We start from the raw sequence: 19113 nt of genomic DNA on the forward strand, positions 1-19113 counted from the left end.
CCGGCAGTGGGCGTTCCGCTTTTCGGCAGGGATGAACCCTTGTCGTTCGGGCGCGGTCTAGGCTATGCCCATCTGCCGGAGATTACTTGTGTCCTTGTCTCGTCTGAGTCTTGCCTGTCTGCTGCTGTTCGCTGGCAGCGCCAGTGCCCGCGAATACACCTACAGCGATGCGCACCTGCATTACGTGGATTTTTTCCAGGAAAGCGCCGGCATGCAGAAATTGCTCACGGCCATGAAAGAAAATTCCATCGAGCACGTGATGATTTCCGGCATTCCCGTGGCGAAGAAATGGCATGAAGACGAACCCAAGCGCCCGCGTTATTACGCCGGTGATGACGCCGATGCCTATTGGTACAGCGCCACCGATGTGATCATTGCCGACGCGGTGGAAAAACTTGCGCCGGAGCAGCGCCAGTACTTTCATCCGTTCCTGTCCGGCTTCAATCCCAATGACAAGAATTCCGCCGCGCACATCCAGCGCATGCTCGATCTGTATCCGGGTTTGTGGCAGGGCATCGGCGAGGTGTTCACCCGGCACGATGACCTGACCGCGCTGACCTCCGGCGACACGCCTCGAGCGAACAACGAGGCAATGACCAAGATCTATCACCTCGCTGCGGAAAACGATCTGCCGGTGATGCTGCATTCCAACATCACTTCCAAGCGTGAGAAAAATCCGCTGTACCTGAAGGAAGTTGAAGAGCCGCTGCGCAATCATCCGCACACGCGATTCATCTGGGCGCATGCCGGCACCAGCGCCGAGATCCATCGGCATCAGACCCAGTTGCCGTTTCTCCTGCCAACCCTGACGCGCATGCTTGAGGCCTATCCGAATCTGTTTATCGACCTGTCGTGGAGCATGCTCACGCCTTACTTGCTGGACGAGCAGGGCAAGCCGCGCGCCGAATGGCTGGCGCTGGTGGAAAAGTACCCCGAGCGCTTCATGCTCGGCTCTGACGTGGTAGGACGGTTCAACAAGCTCGGTCAGGAAATGCACAGCTACAAGCCGTTTCTCGATGCGCTGCCGGAAGCGGTGGCGCGCAAAGTCGCGCGCGATAACTTCCTGGCGATATTGCCGCGCAACACTGGTAAACCCGCCGGTCCGCGCTGAAACGTCAAAGCCATGGGTTCGGACTAGCCGCTCGTCTGCCTATCGCTTTTTCGTCTTACGCAATTTCTCGGCAATGCCGATACCTTCTAAAGCAACCCGCTGCAGGCTGATGCAGCGCTTTTGGAAGGAGCCAGAGTGATGAATATCCGTAGTCTCAATATTGCCCCGCGCGCCGGTCTCGGTTTCGGCCTGCTGGCCCTGATGGTGTTTGCCCTCGGCGCGTTCGCCTTGCTGCAAATGTCGAACATGCGAGCGCAGTCCGATGAAGTCGACAACAACTGGCTGCCAAGCGTGATGGCGGTGGGGGAGATGAGTCAGGACATGCTGCGTCTGCGTGCACTGACCATGCGCCTGTTGCTCAACCGTGACCCCAAGGCACTGGAGCAGAATGTCGCCAAGCTCGACGAGCTGCGCAGTGGCTTGAGCGAAGCGCAGCAGCGTTATGACGCGTTGATCATTTTGCCGGAAGAGCGCGCGCTGTTTGATCGCTTCAAGGTTGCCGAGCACAAATACCTGGAACTGCAGGCGCAAGTCCTGCAGCTGTCAGCGCAGAATCGGGTGGCAGACGCTTCGGCGATTCTCAATGATCAGATGAGTCCGCTGGCCGATGAAATCGCCGCCACCCTGCGCCAGCTGGTCGAGTTGAACAAGCAAAATGCCGGTCTCGCCACTGAGGCAGCGCGCTTGGTCTTCAAGCAATCGCGGGTGTGGGTCGCAGTAATGATCGCCATGGCTGCGCTGATTACCGTCGGCCTGGCGTTGCTGCTGACGCGCAGCATTGTCGTGCCGTTGTCGCAATCGCTCAGCGTCGCCGAAGTGGTGGCCGGTGGGGATTTGACCGGCGACATTCACATCGTTGGCAAAGACGAGCCGGCGCGCCTGCTGCAAGCGCTGAAAAGCATGCAGCACAATCTGCGCGACACAATCCGACGCATTTCCGAGTCGTCCACGCAACTGGCCTCGGCCGCCGAAGAACTCAGCAGCGTCACCGAAGATGCCACTCGCGGCCTGCATCAGCAGAGCCAGGAAATCGAGCAGGCCGCCACTGCGGTCAACCAGATGACGGCGGCGGTGGAAGAGGTGGCGAACAACGCCGTGGCCACGTCTGAAGCTTCCCGCGAATCCGACCGCATCGCCCGCCAGGGGCGCGAGCAAGTTCAGCAGACGGTGACGTCGATCGAGTTTCTCGCTGGCGATGTCACCAATAATGCCGCGCAGGTCGAGGCGCTGGCGCAAAAGGTTCATGGCATCAGCAAAGTGCTGGACGTGATTCGCTCGATTGCCGAACAGACCAATCTGCTCGCCCTCAACGCCGCGATCGAAGCCGCGCGCGCCGGCGATGCCGGGCGTGGCTTTGCGGTGGTGGCGGATGAAGTGCGGGCGCTGGCGCATCGCACCCAGCAGTCGACCCAGGAAATCGAGCAGATGATCGGCGGGATTCAGCAGGGCACCGATTCAGCGGTCAGTTCGATGCAGCAGAGCAACTCAAGGGCGCGCTCGACCCTCGAGCTGGCGAAGAGCGCAGGCTCGGCCCTGGAGGAAATTGCCTCGGCGTTTACCTTGATCAACGAGCGCAATCTAATCATCGCCAGTGCCTCGGAAGAGCAGGCAGCGGTGGCGCGCGAGGTGGATCGCAATCTGATGAATATTCGTGATCTGGCAATGCAGACATCGGCAGGGGCCAATCAGACCAGTGCGGCGAGTCAGGAGTTGTCGAAGTTGGCGGTGGATCTGAACGGGATGGTGGCGCGGTTTTCTGTCTGACCGCGCAATCCATTGCAATTGAAACCTGTGGGAGCGAGCCTGCTCGCGAAAGCGCAGTGTCAGCCCCTGAAAAGGTTGGCTGAGCAGACGCCTTCGCGAGCAGGCTCGCTCCCACAGGGATTGTTGTGTTTGCGTAAACTGCGGGCAATAAAAAGCCCCGCATTCGCGGGGCTCTTTGTTGTTGCGGTCGATCAGCTGCCTTTGACAGTCTTACCGTTGACCGTACCGTCCTGGAGCATGATGTTGTACTCCTTGCCGTCAGTCTCGACCTGTTGCAGGCGCACCAGCAGGTAATCCCAGTCTTTGGCGAACCACAGCACGGTGATGCGCTTGCTTTGTGTCGGATCGCGCACGCGCTCGACCTTGATCGCGTCGATCTGGCCGGCCTTGGTGTCGACCTTCTCCGAACCCAGCACGCGGAAGTCGTAGGTGTCGACTTCGCCATCATCGACGACCTGATAGCTCATGCTTTTCTTGCCGGCGGCAACGTCGTGCTGCAGCGCCAGTTGATAGGTCGACTTGTCGACCATGCCACGGTTCAGCGGGATTTTCACCGCGTCGCCACGGTCGGTGCCGGTCACCAGTTTGTTGGCCCAGTCGAAGTCCAGATCAGCTTTTTTCGCTTTGCCCAGACCGCCACGTTCAAAGTGGTAGGACTGCGGCAGCAGCGTGTCCTTGTCCAGCTTCAGGGTGCTTTCTTCAGTCAGGCTGGCGATCATCATCGATGCCTTGAAGCTGAGCTTCCAGACGCCGTCGGCTTCCTTGGTCAGGCTGCGTTCGGCGGTGCCGCTCATGGGCAGCTGCTTCCAGTCGGCGGTGTAGCTGGCGGAGAACGGTTGAAGGTCCGCTGCCTGCGCGAAGGGCAGGGCGAGCAGAGCGCAAGCGAAGAGCAGGGCGCGACGCATAATATCTCCTAGTGTCGAATCAAGTGGCCGCTGGCGGCGAGTAACTGGCCGTCGAGTAAAGCACCCTGGTCACCGAGTGTCAGCCTGCCTTCGGCAAACCAGCGTACTGCCATCGGGTAGATCAGGTGTTCCTGAACGTGGACTCGTTGCGCCAGACTCTGCGGCGTGTCGTGCAACTCTACCGGTAATACTGCTTGTACGACCAGTGGTCCGCCATCGAGTTCCTCGGTGACGAAGTGCACGGAGCAGCCATGTTCCTTATCGCCGGCCTCCAGCGCACGCTGATGAGTGTGTAACCCTTTGTATTTGGGCAGCAGCGACGGGTGGATGTTGAGCAGGCGACCCTGGTAGTGGCGCACGAAATCAGCGCTGAGAATGCGCATGAAGCCGGCCAGTACCACGAGTTTGGGGTTGAATTGGTCGATCAGTTCGATCAACGCGGCATCGAAGGCCTCGCGGCCCTCGAATGCTTTGTGATCCAGCGAGCGGGTGGCGATACCCGCGTCGCGGGCGCGTTGCAGGCCGTAGGCGTCGGCGCGGTTGGAAATCACCGCAGCGATGCGGACCGGGCTGTCGCCGGTCCGCGTGCTGTCGATCAGAGCCTGCAAGTTACTGCCGGTGCCGGACAACAGCACCACGACATCACAGGACTTTGGCATCAGTGAGCCTTGAGGTTCTTCAGCTCGACCTGCGCAGCGCCCTCGGCGGCCACGGCGATCTGACCGATGACCCAAGGCTGCTCGCCAGCGTCACGCAGAGTGTTCAGGGCCACTTCGACGTGCTCCTGAGCCACGCAGATGACCATGCCGACGCCGCAGTTCAATACGCGGTGCATTTCGGTTTCATCAACGTTGCCTTTCTCTTGCAGCCAGTCGAACACGGCCGGGCGAGTCCAGCTGGCCACGTCAACCACTGCTTGCGCGCCTTTTGGCAACACGCGCGGGATGTTGTCGAGCAGGCCGCCACCGGTGATGTGGGCCATGGCCTTCACAGCGCCAGTGTCCTTGATCAGCTTGAGCAGTGGCTTGACGTAGATGCGGGTCGGGGCCATCAACAGGTCGGTCAGCGGTTTGCCGTCGAGCTGGGTGTTCTCGATGTCGGCACCGGAAACTTCGATGATCTTGCGGATCAGCGAGTAGCCATTGGAGTGCGGGCCGGACGATGGCAGGGCGATCAGGGCGTCACCGGTGGCAACTTTCGAGCCGTCGATGATTTCCGACTTTTCCACCACGCCGACGCAGAAACCGGCCAGGTCGTAGTCTTCGCCTTCGTACATGCCTGGCATTTCAGCGGTTTCGCCGCCAACCAGCGAGCAACCCGACAGTTCGCAGCCAGCGCCGATGCCGGTGACAACCTGGGCAGCGGTGTCGACATTCAGTTTGCCGGTGGCGTAGTAGTCGAGGAAGAACAGCGGCTCGGCGCCGCACACCACCAGATCGTTGACGCACATGGCGACCAGGTCGATGCCGATGCTGTCGTGCTTGTTCAGGTTCAGCGCCAGACGCAGCTTGGTGCCGACGCCGTCGGTGCCGGACACCAGCACTGGCTGCTTGTAGCCGGCCGGGATTTCGCAGAGGGCGCCGAAACCGCCCAGGCCGCCCATGACTTCCGGGCGCGCAGTGCGCTTGGCGACGCTCTTGATGCGTTCGACCAATGCTTCACCGGCGTCGATGTCTACACCGGCGTCCTTGTAGCTCAGGGAGGGTTGCTTGCTCATGATCCAGGCCTTTAGGGGAGGGGATTCAGGGGGTAACGACCGAGTTCAGCGGGAACATCGAACTCGATGGGCGATCGCCTCACGCGAGTTTCGAGGGGCCCGGCTGTTGCCGGTCTGCGAAGGCGCGCGATTTTATCAGGCTTGAGGGGCAGCGGCCATCCTCGCACCGACGGGCAGGGCCATATCGGCGGAAATTTTTTGCAATCGCAGGGTATGACTGCCTGTATAAGGTGTGGCGATTAACCGTCTATCGTTAGGACTGTGCAAAAACTTACCGCCACCGTGTGAATGTTTTGCCAGGGGTGGGGGTCACAGCCTTGCTCAAACGGTTCACGCGGCGTGTTCCAGCCGCTCCTGTCGACGGGAATTTTCCATGCGTTTTTGTAAATTATTGTTTGTAGGCTGCCTGACGCTGGTCAGCCTGGCGAGCCATGCCGAAAACCTCAAGGGGCTGTATCAGGTGCGTCAGCCAGTCAACGGCCAGGCGCCGCAAGAGCGCGATCGCGCCACGCAGGCGGCGCTCGATACCCTGGTGCTGCGCCTGACCGGCGACCCGAAAGCCGCGCAGAACCCGGGGCTGGCGCCGATCCGCAAGGACCCGCAGCAGATCATCAGCCAGTTCGGCTTCGACGCCGGGCCACCGGAAGTGCTGAAAGTCGACTTCGATCCGGCAACCACCGAGCAGGCCTTGCGCCGGGCCGGGTTGCCGGTGTGGGGCGCGAGTCGGCCGTCGATCCTCGGCTGGTGGCTGAACGATTCAACTGAAGGTGCGAGCCTGGTCGGTGACGGTCAAACCGCAGCCGCAACGTTGCGCACGGCCGCACAACATCGCGGTTTGCCACTGCGTTTGCCACTGGCTGATCTCAGTGAGCAACTGCTCGCCACCGCACCTGCGCTGGAAAGCGCTGATCCCGCGCCCCTGCGCAGTGCTTCGGAACGCTACAACGCTGACGCCTTGCTGGCGGTGCACGCGCGCGAAGAGGGCGGGCAGTGGCAGGCGAAATGGCGCTTGTGGCTCGGTGATCAGAAAGAGGCCGGCAGTGTGCAGGGCGCTGATCAGGCAGCTGTTGCCGATGCGGTGATGCTGGCGGTGGCCGAGCGTCTGGCGCCGCGATTTGTCGCCAAACCCGGCGCATCGGGTCAGCAGACCCTGGAAGTGCAGGGCATGAATCTGGAGCATTATGCGGCGCTGCTGCGGTTACTCGAACCGTTTGGCGTGCGTCTGCAAAGCGTGCAGGGTGATCGCATCGTCTACCGGGTCAATGGCAGCGTCGATCAATTGCGCGCGCAATTGTCGCTGGCGAAGTTGCAGGAACTGCCGGCCGAAGCGCCGGTTCCGGTGGCGCCTGCCCAGCCAGCGGCGGATGGTACGCCTGCGGTGGCAGCGCCAACCCCGGCAGCGGCGGCACCGTCGTTGCGGTTCCGCTGGTAAGTCTTTCTTTATATAGAAGCGTCAGGAGTGGTAAATGGCCGATACGCGGCGTTGGTTCTGGCTCGGTGGGGTAGTCCTGCTTTGCGCGTTTGTATGGTTGCTGCACCCGATCCTCACGCCGTTTCTGGTCGCGTTGTTGCTGGCTTATCTGTTCGATCCGCTGGTGGATCGTCTGGAGCGGCTCGGGCTGTCGCGAACCTGGGGCGTGATTGCCGTGTTTGCCTTGTTCACGCTGATCGTTACGGCGTTGCTGCTGGTGCTGGTACCAATGCTCGCCAAGCAGTTGCTGCGTCTGTACGAGCTGGCGCCGCAGATGCTCGACTGGTTGCAACACACCGCTGTGCCGTGGGCGCAAGCGAAGCTTGGTTTGTCGGACGGCTTCTGGAAGTTCGATAAAGTCAAAGCTGCGATCAGCGAGCACATGGGCCAGACCACCGACATCGTCGGCGTTGTGCTGAGTCAGGCGACGGCCTCGAGCCTGGCGCTGATCGGCTGGTTGGCGAACCTGGTGCTGATCCCTGTGGTGAGCTTCTATCTGTTGCGCGACTGGGACGTGATGATGGGCAAGATCCGCAGCCTGCTGCCACGTGATCGCGAAGAGCGCGTGGTTGCGCTGGCGGGCGAGTGCCACGAAGTGCTCGGCGCGTTCGTGCGTGGGCAGTTGCTGGTGATGGTTGCGTTGGGGGTGATCTACGCGGCTGGCCTGATGATCGTCGGTCTGGAACTGGGGCTGTTGATCGGCCTGATTGCCGGTCTCGCGGCGATCGTGCCGTACATGGGTTTTGTCATCGGCATCGGCGCGGCATTGATCGCCGGGTTGTTCCAGTTCGGTGGCGATCTGTACCCGATGGTCGGGATTGTCGCAGTGTTCATGGTCGGTCAGGCACTGGAAGGCATGGTGCTGACGCCGCTGCTGGTCGGGGATCGGATCGGCTTGCACCCGGTGGCGGTGATCTTCGCGATCCTCGCGGGTGGCGAGCTGTTCGGTTTCACCGGCGTTCTGCTGGCGTTGCCGGTGGCAGCGGTGATCATGGTGCTGGTGCGTCATGTCCACGACTTGTATAAGGATTCCGGGATCTACAGCGGCGTTGACGAACCTGAACTGTGATGGCGCGGGCGGCCCGGCGCTTGGCCGGGCTGCCCCGTTTCGTTCGAGCGAGGGCGCCAGAGAATCCGTCACAAAACCGGTGCGCCAACGCAAACCTTTGATTTTGCTTGGGGTCTGTCGCATTGTGCGCTCAGCCTCACGGGTATAAACTTCGCCAACTTTACACAGAGGCCACTAACGGTTCCTTTGAGAACTGTTCAGTCAGCATGAAACCGATTCAGCTGCCCCTAGGTGTGCGTCTGCGTGACGACGCCACCTTCATCAACTACTACCCAGGCGCCAATGCCGCTGCACTCGGCTATGTCGAGCGTCTCTGCGAAGCCGACGCCGGGTGGACGGAGAGCCTGATATACCTGTGGGGCAAGCACGGCGTCGGGCGCACGCATCTGTTGCAGGCCGCGTGCCTGCGCTTCGAGCAGATGGGCGAACCGGCGGTGTATCTGCCGCTGGCCGAGTTGATGGACCGCGGCGTGGAAATCCTCGACAACCTTGAACAGTACGAACTGGTCTGCCTGGATGACTTGCAGGTGATTGCCGGCAAGGCGGACTGGGAAGAGGCGATGTTTCATCTGTTCAATCGTCTGCGTGACAGCGGCCGGCGCCTGTTGATTGCCGCGTCCACTTCGCCGCGCGAATTGCCAGTGAAGCTCGCCGACCTGAAATCCCGCCTGACCCTGGCGCTGATCTTCCAGATGCGCCCACTTTCTGATGAAGACAAATTGCGTGCGCTGCAATTGCGCGCATCCCGTCGCGGTCTGCACCTGACCGATGAAGTCGGGCACTTCATTCTCACTCGCGGTACACGCAGCATGAGCGCGCTGTTCGATCTGCTCGAACAGCTTGATCAGGCGTCCCTGCAAGCGCAACGCAAGCTGACCATTCCCTTCCTCAAGGAAACTCTGGGCTGGTAGTAGTGGGCTTTTTCCAGCTTTCAGGCGCCAGAAAACCTCCGTCCCTGCGCCGATTCACCGGCCAGACGAGTTACGCGCTTAGATGTAAACGCGAAACCGGGAAGTCACATAAAGTTCGATTGAATTTGCAAATGAGGACGATAGCGGGCATAGTCTCGGCTTCTTTACAACTATCAGCCACGGTCGTGCCCATGCTAAAGCGCTTCGCACCCCTCGTGCCTCTCGCACTCGTTACCCTGTTATTCGGTTGTGCTGCTCATTCTCCGGTTCAAGAGCCGCCGCAACAGGTCAAGAATTCTGCTACCGCCCAGTCTTCCGTTATTTACCAGGAAGAGCTGGACACCGAAAAAGAACTCAACCAGTTCAACGGCAGCAAGCCTTATCAGCTTCCTGTACTGGCTGACAGCATCCTCGAACGCGGCATGTCCCTGATCGGTACTCGTTACCGTTTCGGCGGTACCTCTGAAGCCGGTTTCGATTGCAGCGGTTTCATCGGTTACCTGTTCCGCGAAGAGGCGGGCATGAACCTGCCGCGCTCCACTCGCGAAATGATCAACGTTGATGCGCCACTGGTTTCGCGCAGCAACCTTGAACCGGGTGATCTGCTGTTCTTCGCCACCAATGGTCGTCGCGGTCGTGTCAGTCACGCCGGCATCTACCTGGGTGACAACCAGTTCATTCACTCCAGCAGTCGTCGCAGCGGCGGTGTTCGCATCGACAGCCTGGGTGACAGCTACTGGAGCAAGACTTTCATCGAAGCCAAGCGTGCACTCGCTATGGCGCCGACCGTGGTCACCGCTCGCAAGTAACCTGCATGTCGCTGCGTTCGCGGCGACAAAACGGCACGGCAACGGAGTAGACCTAAACTTTACAAGGTGAAGTTAAAGTCTTACTTGAAGTTTGCCGCGTAGCCGCTAGAATCCTGAATCTATATTGATGGCAAACCGCCTGCGTGATGACGCAGGCGGTTTTGTTTCTGTCCATTCGGCAGAGAAAGCCGCAGCCAGATCAGGATGTTCTGCTTATGACGATGTCGGCCCGCCTCACCTTGATCCTTTGCGCCGCGCTGCTCAGCGCCTGCGCCAGCCGCACACCGCCGCCAGCCCCCGTGGTTCGCGCGCCAATCGTGTTCGCTCCTTCCCAGGCTTTTTCCCCCGTTGCTGAAGACGTGCTGTTCCGTGCCCTCGGCCTGGTCGGCACACCGTACCGCTGGGGCGGTAACACGCCGGACTCCGGCTTCGATTGCAGTGGTCTGATCGGTTTCGTATACCGCGACGCGGCGGGAATTTCGCTGCCACGCTCGACCCGTGAAATGATCGTCATGCAGGCGCCGAATGTCGGCAAGGAAGGCTTGCAGACCGGCGACCTGATTTTCTTCGCCACCAATGGCGGCTCGCAGGTCAGTCACGCGGGGATTTACGTCGGTGAGGGGCGCTTCGTGCATGCACCGGCCACTGGCGGCACGGTCAAGCTCGACAGTCTGTCGAAGGCCTATTGGCAGAAGGCGTATCTGAGCGCCAAGCGGGTGTTGCAGCCGGGGCAGTTGGCGCATAACCCCTAGCGCGTATGCATAACTAATTGTGGGAGCGAGCCTGCTCGCGAAGGCGGAGTGTCAGTCGACAATGATTTGACTGATAAACCGCTTTCGCGAGCAGGCTCGCTCCCACATTTTTTGCTTCGCGCTTAACTTACTTGCTGGCCGACACGCGCCACACCTTGTTCCCGACATCATCCGCCACCAGCAAGCCACCTTGCTGATCGATGACCACGCCCACTGGGCGGCCCAGCGCGTTCTCATCCTTGTCGAGGAAACCGGTCAGCACATCCACCGGCTGCCCGGTCGGTTTGCCGCCAGTGAACGGCACGAAAATCACCTTGTAGCCGCTGTGCGGTTTGCGGTTCCACGAGCCGTGCTGGCCAATGAATGCGCCTTCCTTGAATTGCGCCGGCAGGCTGTTGCCCTCGGCGAAGGTCAGGCCCAGCGAAGCGGTGTGCGGACCGACCGCGTAATCCGGAGCGATGGCCTTGGCCACCAGATCAGGATTCTGCGGTTTGACCCGAACATCGACGTGTTGCCCGTAATAGCTGAACGGCCAGCCATAGAAGCCGCCGTCCTTGACCGAGGTGATGTAGTCCGGCACCAGATCGCTGCCGATTTCGTCACGCTCGTTGACCGCTGTCCACAAGGCGCCGCTGGTGGGTTCCCAGGCGAGGCCGTTGGGGTTGCGGATACCCGAGGCGAAGATCCGGTGATTGCCGGTCGCACGGTCGACTTCCCAGATCGCCGCGCGGCCTTCTTCCTGATCCAGACCGTTTTCGCCAACGTTACTGTTCGAGCCGACGGTGACGTAGAGCTTGTTGCCGTCCTTGCTGGCGATGACGTTTTTGGTCCAGTGGTGATTCAGCGTGCCGCCGGGCAAGTCGACGACTTTGATCGGTTGGGTCTTGATCTCGGTGGCGCCCGGCTCGTAGTTGAAGCGCAGCAGGCGGTCGGTGTCGGCTACGTACAAATCGTTGCCGACGAGCGTCATGCCAAACGGCGAGTTGAGGTTCTGCAGGAACACCGTACGGGTTTCTGCGACGCCATCGTGGTCGGCATCACGCAACAGGGTGATGCGGTTCGGGCTGGGCACGCCGGCGCCGGCCTTGCCCATGACTTTCTTCATCACCCAGCCACGAATGCCTTTGCTGTCATCGGGCTTGGGCGGCGCGTTGGTTTCCGCCACCAACACATCGCCGTTGGGCAGTACATAGAGCCAGCGCGGGTGATCGAGGCCTTCGGCAAACGCCGCGACCTGGGTGCCGGCCGCAGCGGTCGGTTTCGCACCTTCCGGCCAGCCCACCGCCGGGGCGATGTTCACTGTCGGGATCAGTGTCTTGTTCGGTTCGGGCAGTTTCGGTGACGGACCGGTGCCGTCGGAAACTTGCAGGCTGGAGGTTTCACCGCAGGCAGCGAGCCCGCCAGCGACGGCGATGATGAGAGCGAGTGGGGCCTTGCGCATTGCTGATCTTCCCTATGAATGCATTCCTAAACATAGAGGAGGGCGCAGGCCCGATGGTTCAACTGCTCAACCGCGGGCTTCCTTGAACAGCACGGCGATGCCCGGATGATAGTTGCCCGCGTCGCTGTGCAATTTGCGATAGGCGTAGGGGAAATACCAGGCCACGGCGCAGGTGTGTTCCTTTTGCAGGTCGTCGACCATGTCCTGCAGTTCTTCAGGGCTGGCGCTGTGCTGGGCTTTTTGCGGAGCGATGAAGAGGCAGCCGAGCTTGAGATCGCTGGCGTAGCTGATGCGCTTGGCATCAGCGGTGATGTCGAGCAGGGCCTGGGTCAGGTTGAGGTTGTTGACCCGTGGCCAGCGTTGCGTGGCCTGAATGAATGCACGGTCTTCGCTGCCGGCAATCAACAGATCGGCGCGGGCATTGCGTTCGCCTTCTTCGCTCTGTTTGCGCGTGGCCGTGTCGTTCAGCGTGACCATTTCAGCCATCCACGCCGCTGCCGCGAGCAGGCCGAGATTGGCTTTCTCGTCGTGCCAATATGGCGTGTCGTTGTCGCCGCGAACGGTGTTGTAGCGATCGATACAGTCAAACCAGCGTTCCAGCACCGGGCGCAGAAATTCCAGGCGCGGGTTGCTGATGATCATGCCTTGCATCGTCGTCATCCTTATTGTTGTAGTGGGCTTTTCGGGAAAAGCATGGCTCTTTGATATCACTTGTCGCAGTCTGGCACAAGATTGCCGCTGCACAATGGATCAACGGCAGTTATTCGCGCGCAAAGCGCCTCTTCAATTGACGCTCCACCCCCAACCCTCTAACCTTCGCCGCTTGTTTCAGGTGCTCTGTGGCCCCGAGTCGACAGAGTGAAACAGGGAAGCCGGTGAGGGTGGTCTGCAAGCGAAGCCACGACGATCCCGGCGCTGCCCCCGCAACGGTAAATGAGTGAAAACTGCGCCTTGAGCCACTGCCTCGAAAGAAGCGGGAAGGCGCGCAGTCCGGCGAAACGCCGCTCATGAGCCCGGAGACCGGCCTGATCCATCTCAGCGGCATCACGGTGGGCGATGCCAGGCTTTTTGCCGTCTATTCTTGTGCCTGCCCGCCGTTATCCAGCCTCAACGGAGAGCTCCCCCCCATGACTGATTCCCCCGAGCGTGACGAGCGCCATCTGGCGCGCATGCAGCGCAAGAAAGCCGTGATCGACGAACGCATTGCCAACTCGCCCGACGAATGTGGCCTGGTGCTGGTGCTGACCGGCAACGGCAAAGGCAAGAGCAGCTCGGCATTCGGCATGCTCGCCCGCGCCATGGGCCACGGCATGCAGTGCGGCGTGGTGCAGTTCATCAAGGGCCGCAACAGCACTGGCGAAGAATTGTTTTTCCGCCGCTTTCCCGAGCAGGTGCGTTTCCACGTCATGGGCGAAGGCTTCACCTGGGAAACCCAGGATCGCCAACGTGACATCGCCGCGGCGACCGCCGCTTGGGAAGTCTCGCGCGAATTGTTGCGCGACCCTTCGATCGGTCTGGTGGTGCTCGACGAATTGAACATCGCCCTCAAGCACGGCTACCTCGATCTCGATCAGGTGCTCAGCGATTTGCAGGCGCGTCCGCCGATGCAGCACGTGGTGGTCACCGGTCGCGGCGCCAAGCCGGAAATGATCGAGATGGGCGACACGGTCACCGAGATGGGCATGCTCAAGCACGCCTTCCAGGCCGGGATCAAAGCGCAGAAAGGCGTCGAACTTTGAAGCAACCACGTCACTGCCCGGCGGTGTTGATCGCCGCTCCGGCCTCCGGTCAGGGCAAGACCACCGTCACCGCTGCACTCGCCCGTTTGCATCGCAATCAGGGGCGCAAGGTGCGCGTATTCAAATGCGGTCCGGATTTTCTCGACCCGATGATCCTCGAGCGCGCCAGCGGTGCGCCGGTGTATCAACTGGACATGTGGATGGTCGGCGAGCGGGAAAGTCGCCGGCTGTTGTGGGAAGCCGCCGCCGAGGCCGACCTGATTCTGATTGAAGGCGTGATGGGCCTGTTCGACGGCACGCCATCCAGCGCTGATCTGGCGCGCCACTTCGGTGTGCCGGTGCTCGGCGTGATCGACGGCACCGCCATGGCGCAGACCTTTGGCGCCTTGGCGCTGGGCCTGGCGAAGTATCAGCCGGACTTGCCGTTCGCTGGCGTGCTGGCCAACCGCGTCGGCACCTTGCGCCATGCGCAATTGCTCGAAGGCAGCCTCACCGAAGGTCTGCGCTGGTACGGCGCGCTGTCCCGCGAGACCGGCATCGAATTGCCGAGCCGCCACCTCGGTCTGGTTCAGGCCAGCGAATTGAATGATCTGGATCTGCGTCTCGACGCGGCCGCCGATGCGCTGGCCAGCAGTTGCCAAGTCGCGCTGCCCCCCGCCGTTGAATTCGCCGCGCCTGACGTCATCGCCGCCGAGCCCTTATTGAAAGGTGTGCGCATCGCCGTCGCCCGTGATGAAGCCTTTGCCTTCACCTATGGCGCCAGTCTCGATCTGCTGCGGGCGATGGGCGCCGAACTGCAGTTTTTCTCGCCGATCCGCGACACGCAATTGCCCGAGGCGGACAGCCTGTATCTGCCGGGCGGTTATCCGGAACTGCACCACGTCGCGCTGGCGCAAAACGCGTCAATGCTGGCGGCAATCCGCGCGCACCACGCGGCGGGCAAGCCGTTGCTCGCCGAGTGTGGCGGCATGCTTTACCTGCTGGATTCGCTGACCGACGTGCAAGGCACCCGTGCTGAGCTGGTCGGTTTGCTCAAGGGCGAGGCGGTGATGCAGAAGCGTCTGGCGGCGCTGGCGTTGCAGGCGGTTGAGCTGCCGGAAGGGGAGTTGCGTGGGCATACCTATCATCATTCGCTGACCACCACCGAGCTGACGCCGATTGCCCGTGGGCTGAGTCCCAATGGCGGGCGCGGCGCTGAGGCGGTTTATCGAGAAGGGCGGATGACGGCGTCGTACGTGCACTTTTATTTCCCGTCGAATCCGACTGCGATTGCGGCATTGTTTGCGCCAGATCGTCAGGTCGCCTTCGCGAGCAGGCTTGCTCCCACAATGGATGACCTGAACCCTGTGGGAGCGAGCCTGCTCGCGAAAGGGCCATGACCGATAACACATTTTCCGAAGCCGAACGCGCAGCGGTCTACAAGGCCATCGCCGAACGCCGCGACATGCGCCACTTCACCGGTGGCAGCGTCGAGCCGCAGTTGCTGCGTCGTCTGCTCGAAGCCGCTCATCAAGCGCCGAGCGTCGGCCTGATGCAGCCGTGGCGCTTCATCCGCATCAGCGATCGTGCTCTGCGCGGGCAGATCCGCGATCTGGTGGAAGAAGAGCGCATCCGCACCGCCGAAGCCCTTGGCGAGCGCAGCGATGAGTTCATGCAACTCAAGGTCGAAGGCATCAACGATTGCGCTGAGGTGCTGGTCGCGGCGCTGATGGACGATCGCGAAAAGCACATTTTCGGTCGGCGCACGTTGCCGGAAATGGACATGGCCTCGTTGTCCTGCGCGATCCAGAATCTGTGGCTGGCCTCCCGCGCTGAAGGCCTGGGCATGGGCTGGGTCTCGCTGTTCGAACCGCAAGCCTTGGCGGATTTGCTCAAGTTGCCGGCCGGTGCCAAGCCGCTGGCGGTGTTGTGTCTCGGCCCGGTCAAGGAATTCTATCCGGCACCGATGCTGGTACTTGAAGGCTGGGCGCAGGCGCGACCGCTGAACGAGTTGCTTTACGAAAATTATTGGGGAGTGAGTCAATGAGTGTGGCGTTGCTGAGTGTCGCCGCGGTAGCGCTGGATGCGCTGCTCGGTGAACCGAAACGCTGGCATCCGCTGGTGGCGTTCGGCAAATTTGCCGGGCGCATCGAGCAACGCTTCAACGCCGGCGGCCGTGGCTGGCGCAGCCATGGCGTGACCGCGTGGGTTATCGCGGTACTGCCGCTGACCTTGCTCGCCACGGCATTTTCCTGGGCGCCCTATGTCGGCTGGATTGTCGAGATTCTCGCGCTGTATTGCGCCCTCGGCATGCGCAGCCTCGGCGAGCATGTCGCGCCGGTCGCGGCTGCGTTACGCGCCGATGATCTGGACGAGGCGCGCAAGCGCGTCGGCTATCTGGTCAGCCGCCAGACCAATGAACTGGACAGCAACGCCGTGGCCCGCGCCGCGACTGAGTCGGTGCTGGAGAACGGCAGCGATGCAGTGTTCGCTGCGCTGTTCTGGTTTGTCGTCGCCGGCGCGCCGGGCGTGGTCCTGTATCGCTTGAGCAATACCCTCGATGCGATGTGGGGTTATCGCAACGAACGCTTCGAGCGTTTCGGCTGGGCGGCGGCGAAAATCGACGACGTGTTGAACTACATTCCTGCGCGTCTGGTGGCGTTGACCTACGCGCTGCTCGGCAAAACCCGACTCGCGCTCAAATGCTGGCGCACCCAGGCGCCGCAGTGGGACAGCCCCAACGCCGGCCCGGTGATGGCGGCCGGTGCCGGTGCGCTGGGCGTCGAGTTGGGTGGCCCGGCGATCTATCACGGCGAACTGCATGAGCGCCCGCAACTGGGCGAAGGTGCGCCGGCAGATGCCGATTCCATCGAGCGTGGCTGGCAATTGGTCCAGCGCGGCGTATGGTTATGGCTGCTGATGCTTTGCCTGGGGGCGGAATTATATGCTTGAGCACGGTGGCCGGTTGCGCAAGGCTGCACTCGATTACGGGATTGCCGAAGCCGACTGGCTCGACCTGTCCAGCGGCCTCGCGCCATGGCCGTTCCCGATCCCGGAGATCCCGCTGCGCGCTTGGGCGCGCTTGCCGGAAACCGATGACGGACTGGAACAGGCCGCCTGCGATTATTACGGCGCCGCGCAGGTGCTACCGGTCGCCGGCTCGCAAATGGCTATCCAGTTGCTGCCGCGTCTGCGCCGGGCCGGCAAGGTCGGCGTGTTGTCGCCGTGCTATGCCGAGCATGCCGAAGCCTGGCGGCGCAGCGGTTACATCGTCCGTGAAGTGCTCGAGCAGGAAGTCGAGTTCTTTCTCGACAGTCTCGATGTGCTGGTGGTGGTCAATCCGAACAATCCGACCGGCCTCAGCCTGACCCCGGCACGCCTGCTCGACTGGCATGCGCGGCTGGCGCAACGTGGCGGCTGGCTGGTAGTCGACGAAGCGTTTATGGACAACACGCCGCAACTGAGCCTGGCGCCCTATGCGCATCAGGTCGGGCTGGTGGTGTTGCGTTCGTTCGGCAAGTTTTTCGGTCTGGCCGGGGTGCGCCTCGGTTTCGTTCTGGCCGAGCGCAAGTTGCTCAAACTGCTCGCCGAACAGGTCGGGCCGTGGGCGGTGAGCGGGCCGACGCGGGTGCTCGGTACGGCGTGCCTGCAAGACACCGAGGGTCACACCCGTCAGCGGATTCGCAGCGATGAAGCGAGCGAACGGCTGGCGGCGCTGCTGACCCGTTGCGGTTTTGCACCGCAGGGTGGCTGCGCGCTGTTTCAGTGGCTGATCACCGAGCACGCCGAAGCGCTGCACGAATTCCTCGCCCGGCGCGGCATCCTCCTGCGCCTGTTCAGCCACAACAGCAGTGTGCGTTTCGGCCTGCCAGCGGATGCCGCGCAAGCGCTGCGTCTCGAACAGGCTTTGCAAGCTTTCACCAAGGACCACCCATGACCACTCTGATGGTGCAAGGCACTACGTCCGATGCCGGCAAAAGCACTTTGGTGACGGCGTTGTGCCGCTGGGCCACCCGCCAGGGCGTGGCGGTGGTGCCGTTCAAACCGCAGAACATGGCGCTCAACAGCGCAGTCACCGCTGACGGCGGCGAGATCGGCCGCGCGCAGGCAGTGCAGGCGCAAGCGGCCGGTCTTGAACCGCACACCGATATGAATCCGGTATTGCTCAAGCCCAACAGCGACACCGGCGCGCAAGTGATCATTCATGGCCGCGCGGTGACGACGATGAACGCCGTCGCCTATCACGATTACAAGGCCATCGCGATGCAAGCGGTGCTCGCCTCGCACGAGCGACTCAGCGCTGCGTATCCGCTGGTAATGGTCGAAGGCGCCGGTTCGCCGGCCGAGATCAATCTGCGCGCTGGCGACATTGCCAACATGGGCTTTGCCGAGGCGGTGGATTGCCCGGTTTTGCTGATCGCCGACATCAATCGGGGCGGCGTGTTTGCACATTTGGTCGGCACCCTGGAATTGCTTTCACCGAGTGAACAGGCGCGGGTCAAAGGCTTCATCATCAACCGCTTTCGCGGCGATATCGCCTTGCTGCAACCGGGCCTCGACTGGCTGGAACAACGCACCGGCAAACCGGTGGTCGGCGTGTTGCCGTACGTGATGGACCTGCACCTCGAGGCCGAGGACGGCATCGACCAACGCCAGACCGACAAGGCCGAGCAGGTCTTGAAAGTGGTGGTGCCGGTGCTGCCGCGCATCAGCAATCACACCGACTTCGACCCGCTGCGTCTGCATCCGCAGGTGGATCTGCAATTTGTCGGCCCGGGGCAGGCGATTCCCGCCGCCGACCTGATTATCCTGCCGGGCTCGAAAAGCGTGCGCAGTGATCTGGCTTATCTGCGCGCCAACGGCTGGGACGCGGCAATCAATCGGCATCTGCGCTACGGCGGCAAGGTGCTGGGGATTTGCGGCGGTCTGCAGATGCTCGGTGAACAGGTGCACGATCCGCTTGGGCTGGAAGGCGCTGCCGGCTCCAGCGCCGGTCTGGGGCTGCTGGCGTTCGAAACGCAGCTCGAAGCCGACAAGCAACTGCGCAACGTGCGCGGGCGGCTGGCACTGGAAAACGCCGCAGTCAGCGGTTATGAAATCCATGCTGGCGTGACCAGCGGACCGGCACTGGAAAACCCGGCGGTGCATCTGGACGACGGTCGATGCGATGGTGCGCAGAGTGCCGATGGCCAGGTGTTCGGCACCTATCTGCACGGCTTGTTCGAATCCCCCGAGGCGAGCGCGGCGTTGCTGCGCTGGGCCGGGTTGAGTGATGTGCAGGAAGTCGATTACCACAGCTTGCGCGAACGCGACATCGAGCGGCTGGCGGATCTGGTGGAGAAGCATCTGGATACCGGGCTGTTGCGTCAGCTCTGTGGGATTTGAGTTGTCTGGACTGGCCTCTTCGCGAGCAGGCTCGCTCCCACAGGGAAATGCGATCAACGG

General features: G+C 61.8%; 18 protein-coding genes, 1 pseudogene and 1 riboswitch. Of the genes and pseudogenes, 14 read left to right on the top strand and 5 right to left on the bottom strand.

The window, feature by feature from the left end:
• The first annotated feature begins 64 nt into the window (after positions 1 to 64).
• From AAEZ10_RS02965 to AAEZ10_RS27870, 3 genes and pseudogenes are all read left to right on the top strand, one after another.
• Positions 65 to 1111 (top strand): amidohydrolase family protein, encoded by a 1047-nt coding sequence (locus AAEZ10_RS02965; protein WP_122747449.1) that lies wholly within the window; start codon positions 65 to 67, stop codon positions 1109 to 1111.
• 138 nt (positions 1112 to 1249) lie between these two features.
• Positions 1250 to 2020 (top strand): annotated as a pseudogene (locus AAEZ10_RS27865) (MCP four helix bundle domain-containing protein); the annotation flags it as partial.
• Complete coding sequence (locus AAEZ10_RS27870; RefSeq protein ID WP_499088626.1) at positions 2012 to 2875, top strand: methyl-accepting chemotaxis protein; 864 nt, start codon at positions 2012 to 2014, stop codon at positions 2873 to 2875. The pseudogene AAEZ10_RS27865 and the gene AAEZ10_RS27870, both read left to right, overlap by 9 nt.
• A 191-nt stretch (positions 2876 to 3066) precedes the next feature.
• On the opposite strand, the gene AAEZ10_RS02975 is transcribed toward AAEZ10_RS27870, so the two are convergent.
• From AAEZ10_RS02975 to purM, 3 genes are read right to left on the bottom strand one after another with little or no spacing between them, the layout of a single operon-like run.
• The gene (locus AAEZ10_RS02975) at positions 3067 to 3780 is read right to left on the bottom strand and encodes a DUF3108 domain-containing protein (RefSeq protein WP_056783915.1); all 714 of its coding nucleotides are present in this window, start codon (positions 3778 to 3780) and stop codon (positions 3067 to 3069) included.
• Positions 3781 to 3788: 8 nt separating this feature from the next.
• Positions 3789 to 4439, bottom strand: a complete 651-nt coding sequence (gene purN, locus AAEZ10_RS02980; RefSeq protein ID WP_110645097.1) for a phosphoribosylglycinamide formyltransferase — start codon at positions 4437 to 4439, stop codon at positions 3789 to 3791.
• Positions 4439 to 5497 (bottom strand): phosphoribosylformylglycinamidine cyclo-ligase, encoded by a 1059-nt coding sequence (gene purM, locus AAEZ10_RS02985; protein ID WP_039763675.1) that lies wholly within the window; start codon positions 5495 to 5497, stop codon positions 4439 to 4441. The genes purN and purM overlap by 1 nt, the downstream gene beginning before the upstream one ends.
• Before the next feature lie 373 nt (positions 5498 to 5870).
• Here purM and AAEZ10_RS02990 point away from each other — a divergent pair, with 373 nt between their 5' ends.
• From AAEZ10_RS02990 to AAEZ10_RS03010, 5 genes are all read left to right on the top strand, one after another.
• Positions 5871 to 6929 (top strand): DUF2066 domain-containing protein, encoded by a 1059-nt coding sequence (locus tag AAEZ10_RS02990; RefSeq protein ID WP_350567589.1) that lies wholly within the window; start codon positions 5871 to 5873, stop codon positions 6927 to 6929.
• A gap of 34 nt (positions 6930 to 6963) precedes the next feature.
• On the top strand, positions 6964 to 8037 hold the full coding sequence (locus tag AAEZ10_RS02995; RefSeq protein WP_016773697.1) for an AI-2E family transporter: 1074 nt from the start codon (positions 6964 to 6966) through the stop codon (positions 8035 to 8037).
• A gap of 206 nt (positions 8038 to 8243) precedes the next feature.
• The gene (gene hda, locus AAEZ10_RS03000; protein ID WP_007919828.1) at positions 8244 to 8948 is read left to right on the top strand and encodes a DnaA regulatory inactivator Hda; all 705 of its coding nucleotides are present in this window, start codon (positions 8244 to 8246) and stop codon (positions 8946 to 8948) included.
• Between the two features lie 191 nt (positions 8949 to 9139).
• Positions 9140 to 9757: a C40 family peptidase gene (locus AAEZ10_RS03005; protein WP_016773699.1), complete on the top strand. Its 618-nt coding sequence runs from the start codon at positions 9140 to 9142 to the stop codon at positions 9755 to 9757.
• Positions 9758 to 9972: 215 nt separating this feature from the next.
• Positions 9973 to 10509 carry a C40 family peptidase gene (locus AAEZ10_RS03010; protein WP_041479547.1) on the top strand — a complete coding sequence of 179 codons (537 nt, stop codon included), beginning with the start codon at positions 9973 to 9975 and terminating at the stop codon, positions 10507 to 10509.
• 127 nt (positions 10510 to 10636) lie between these two features.
• Here AAEZ10_RS03010 and AAEZ10_RS03015 read toward each other — a convergent pair whose 3' ends face one another.
• Positions 10637 to 11950 (bottom strand): PQQ-dependent sugar dehydrogenase, encoded by a 1314-nt coding sequence (locus tag AAEZ10_RS03015; RefSeq protein WP_339100335.1) that lies wholly within the window; start codon positions 11948 to 11950, stop codon positions 10637 to 10639.
• 66 nt (positions 11951 to 12016) lie between these two features.
• Complete coding sequence (locus AAEZ10_RS03020) at positions 12017 to 12601, bottom strand: hypothetical protein (RefSeq protein WP_339100334.1); 585 nt, start codon at positions 12599 to 12601, stop codon at positions 12017 to 12019.
• A gap of 162 nt (positions 12602 to 12763) precedes the next feature.
• A riboswitch (cobalamin riboswitch) is annotated at positions 12764 to 12993 on the top strand.
• 84 nt (positions 12994 to 13077) lie between these two features.
• On the opposite strand from AAEZ10_RS03020, the gene cobO reads away from it, so the two are divergent.
• The 6 genes from cobO to AAEZ10_RS03050 are packed head-to-tail and all read left to right on the top strand — an operon-like array spanning position 13078 to position 19053.
• The gene (gene cobO, locus AAEZ10_RS03025) at positions 13078 to 13689 is read left to right on the top strand and encodes a cob(I)yrinic acid a,c-diamide adenosyltransferase (protein ID WP_016773703.1); all 612 of its coding nucleotides are present in this window, start codon (positions 13078 to 13080) and stop codon (positions 13687 to 13689) included.
• On the top strand, positions 13686 to 15068 hold the full coding sequence (locus tag AAEZ10_RS03030; protein ID WP_339100333.1) for a cobyrinic acid a,c-diamide synthase CobB: 1383 nt from the start codon (positions 13686 to 13688) through the stop codon (positions 15066 to 15068). The genes cobO and AAEZ10_RS03030 overlap by 4 nt, the downstream gene beginning before the upstream one ends.
• The gene (gene bluB / locus AAEZ10_RS03035; protein WP_024012169.1) at positions 15065 to 15715 is read left to right on the top strand and encodes a 5,6-dimethylbenzimidazole synthase; all 651 of its coding nucleotides are present in this window, start codon (positions 15065 to 15067) and stop codon (positions 15713 to 15715) included. Before AAEZ10_RS03030 ends, bluB begins: the two co-directional genes overlap by 4 nt.
• Entirely contained in the window at positions 15712 to 16620 is a 909-nt protein-coding gene (gene cbiB, locus AAEZ10_RS03040; RefSeq protein WP_350567597.1) for an adenosylcobinamide-phosphate synthase CbiB, read from the top strand. The genes bluB and cbiB overlap by 4 nt, the downstream gene beginning before the upstream one ends.
• The gene (gene cobD, locus AAEZ10_RS03045; protein WP_073472676.1) at positions 16613 to 17605 is read left to right on the top strand and encodes a threonine-phosphate decarboxylase CobD; all 993 of its coding nucleotides are present in this window, start codon (positions 16613 to 16615) and stop codon (positions 17603 to 17605) included. The genes cbiB and cobD overlap by 8 nt, the downstream gene beginning before the upstream one ends.
• Positions 17602 to 19053, top strand: coding sequence for a cobyric acid synthase (locus AAEZ10_RS03050; RefSeq protein ID WP_350567600.1), 1452 nt, complete (start codon positions 17602 to 17604; stop codon positions 19051 to 19053). The genes cobD and AAEZ10_RS03050 overlap by 4 nt, the downstream gene beginning before the upstream one ends.
• The last annotated feature ends 60 nt before the right edge of the window (positions 19054 to 19113 follow it).

The organism is Pseudomonas sp. H26/SER47-MNA-CIBAN-0231, assembly GCF_040310465.1.
GTDB classification, from domain to species: Bacteria; Pseudomonadota; Gammaproteobacteria; order Pseudomonadales; family Pseudomonadaceae; genus Aquipseudomonas; species Aquipseudomonas atacamensis.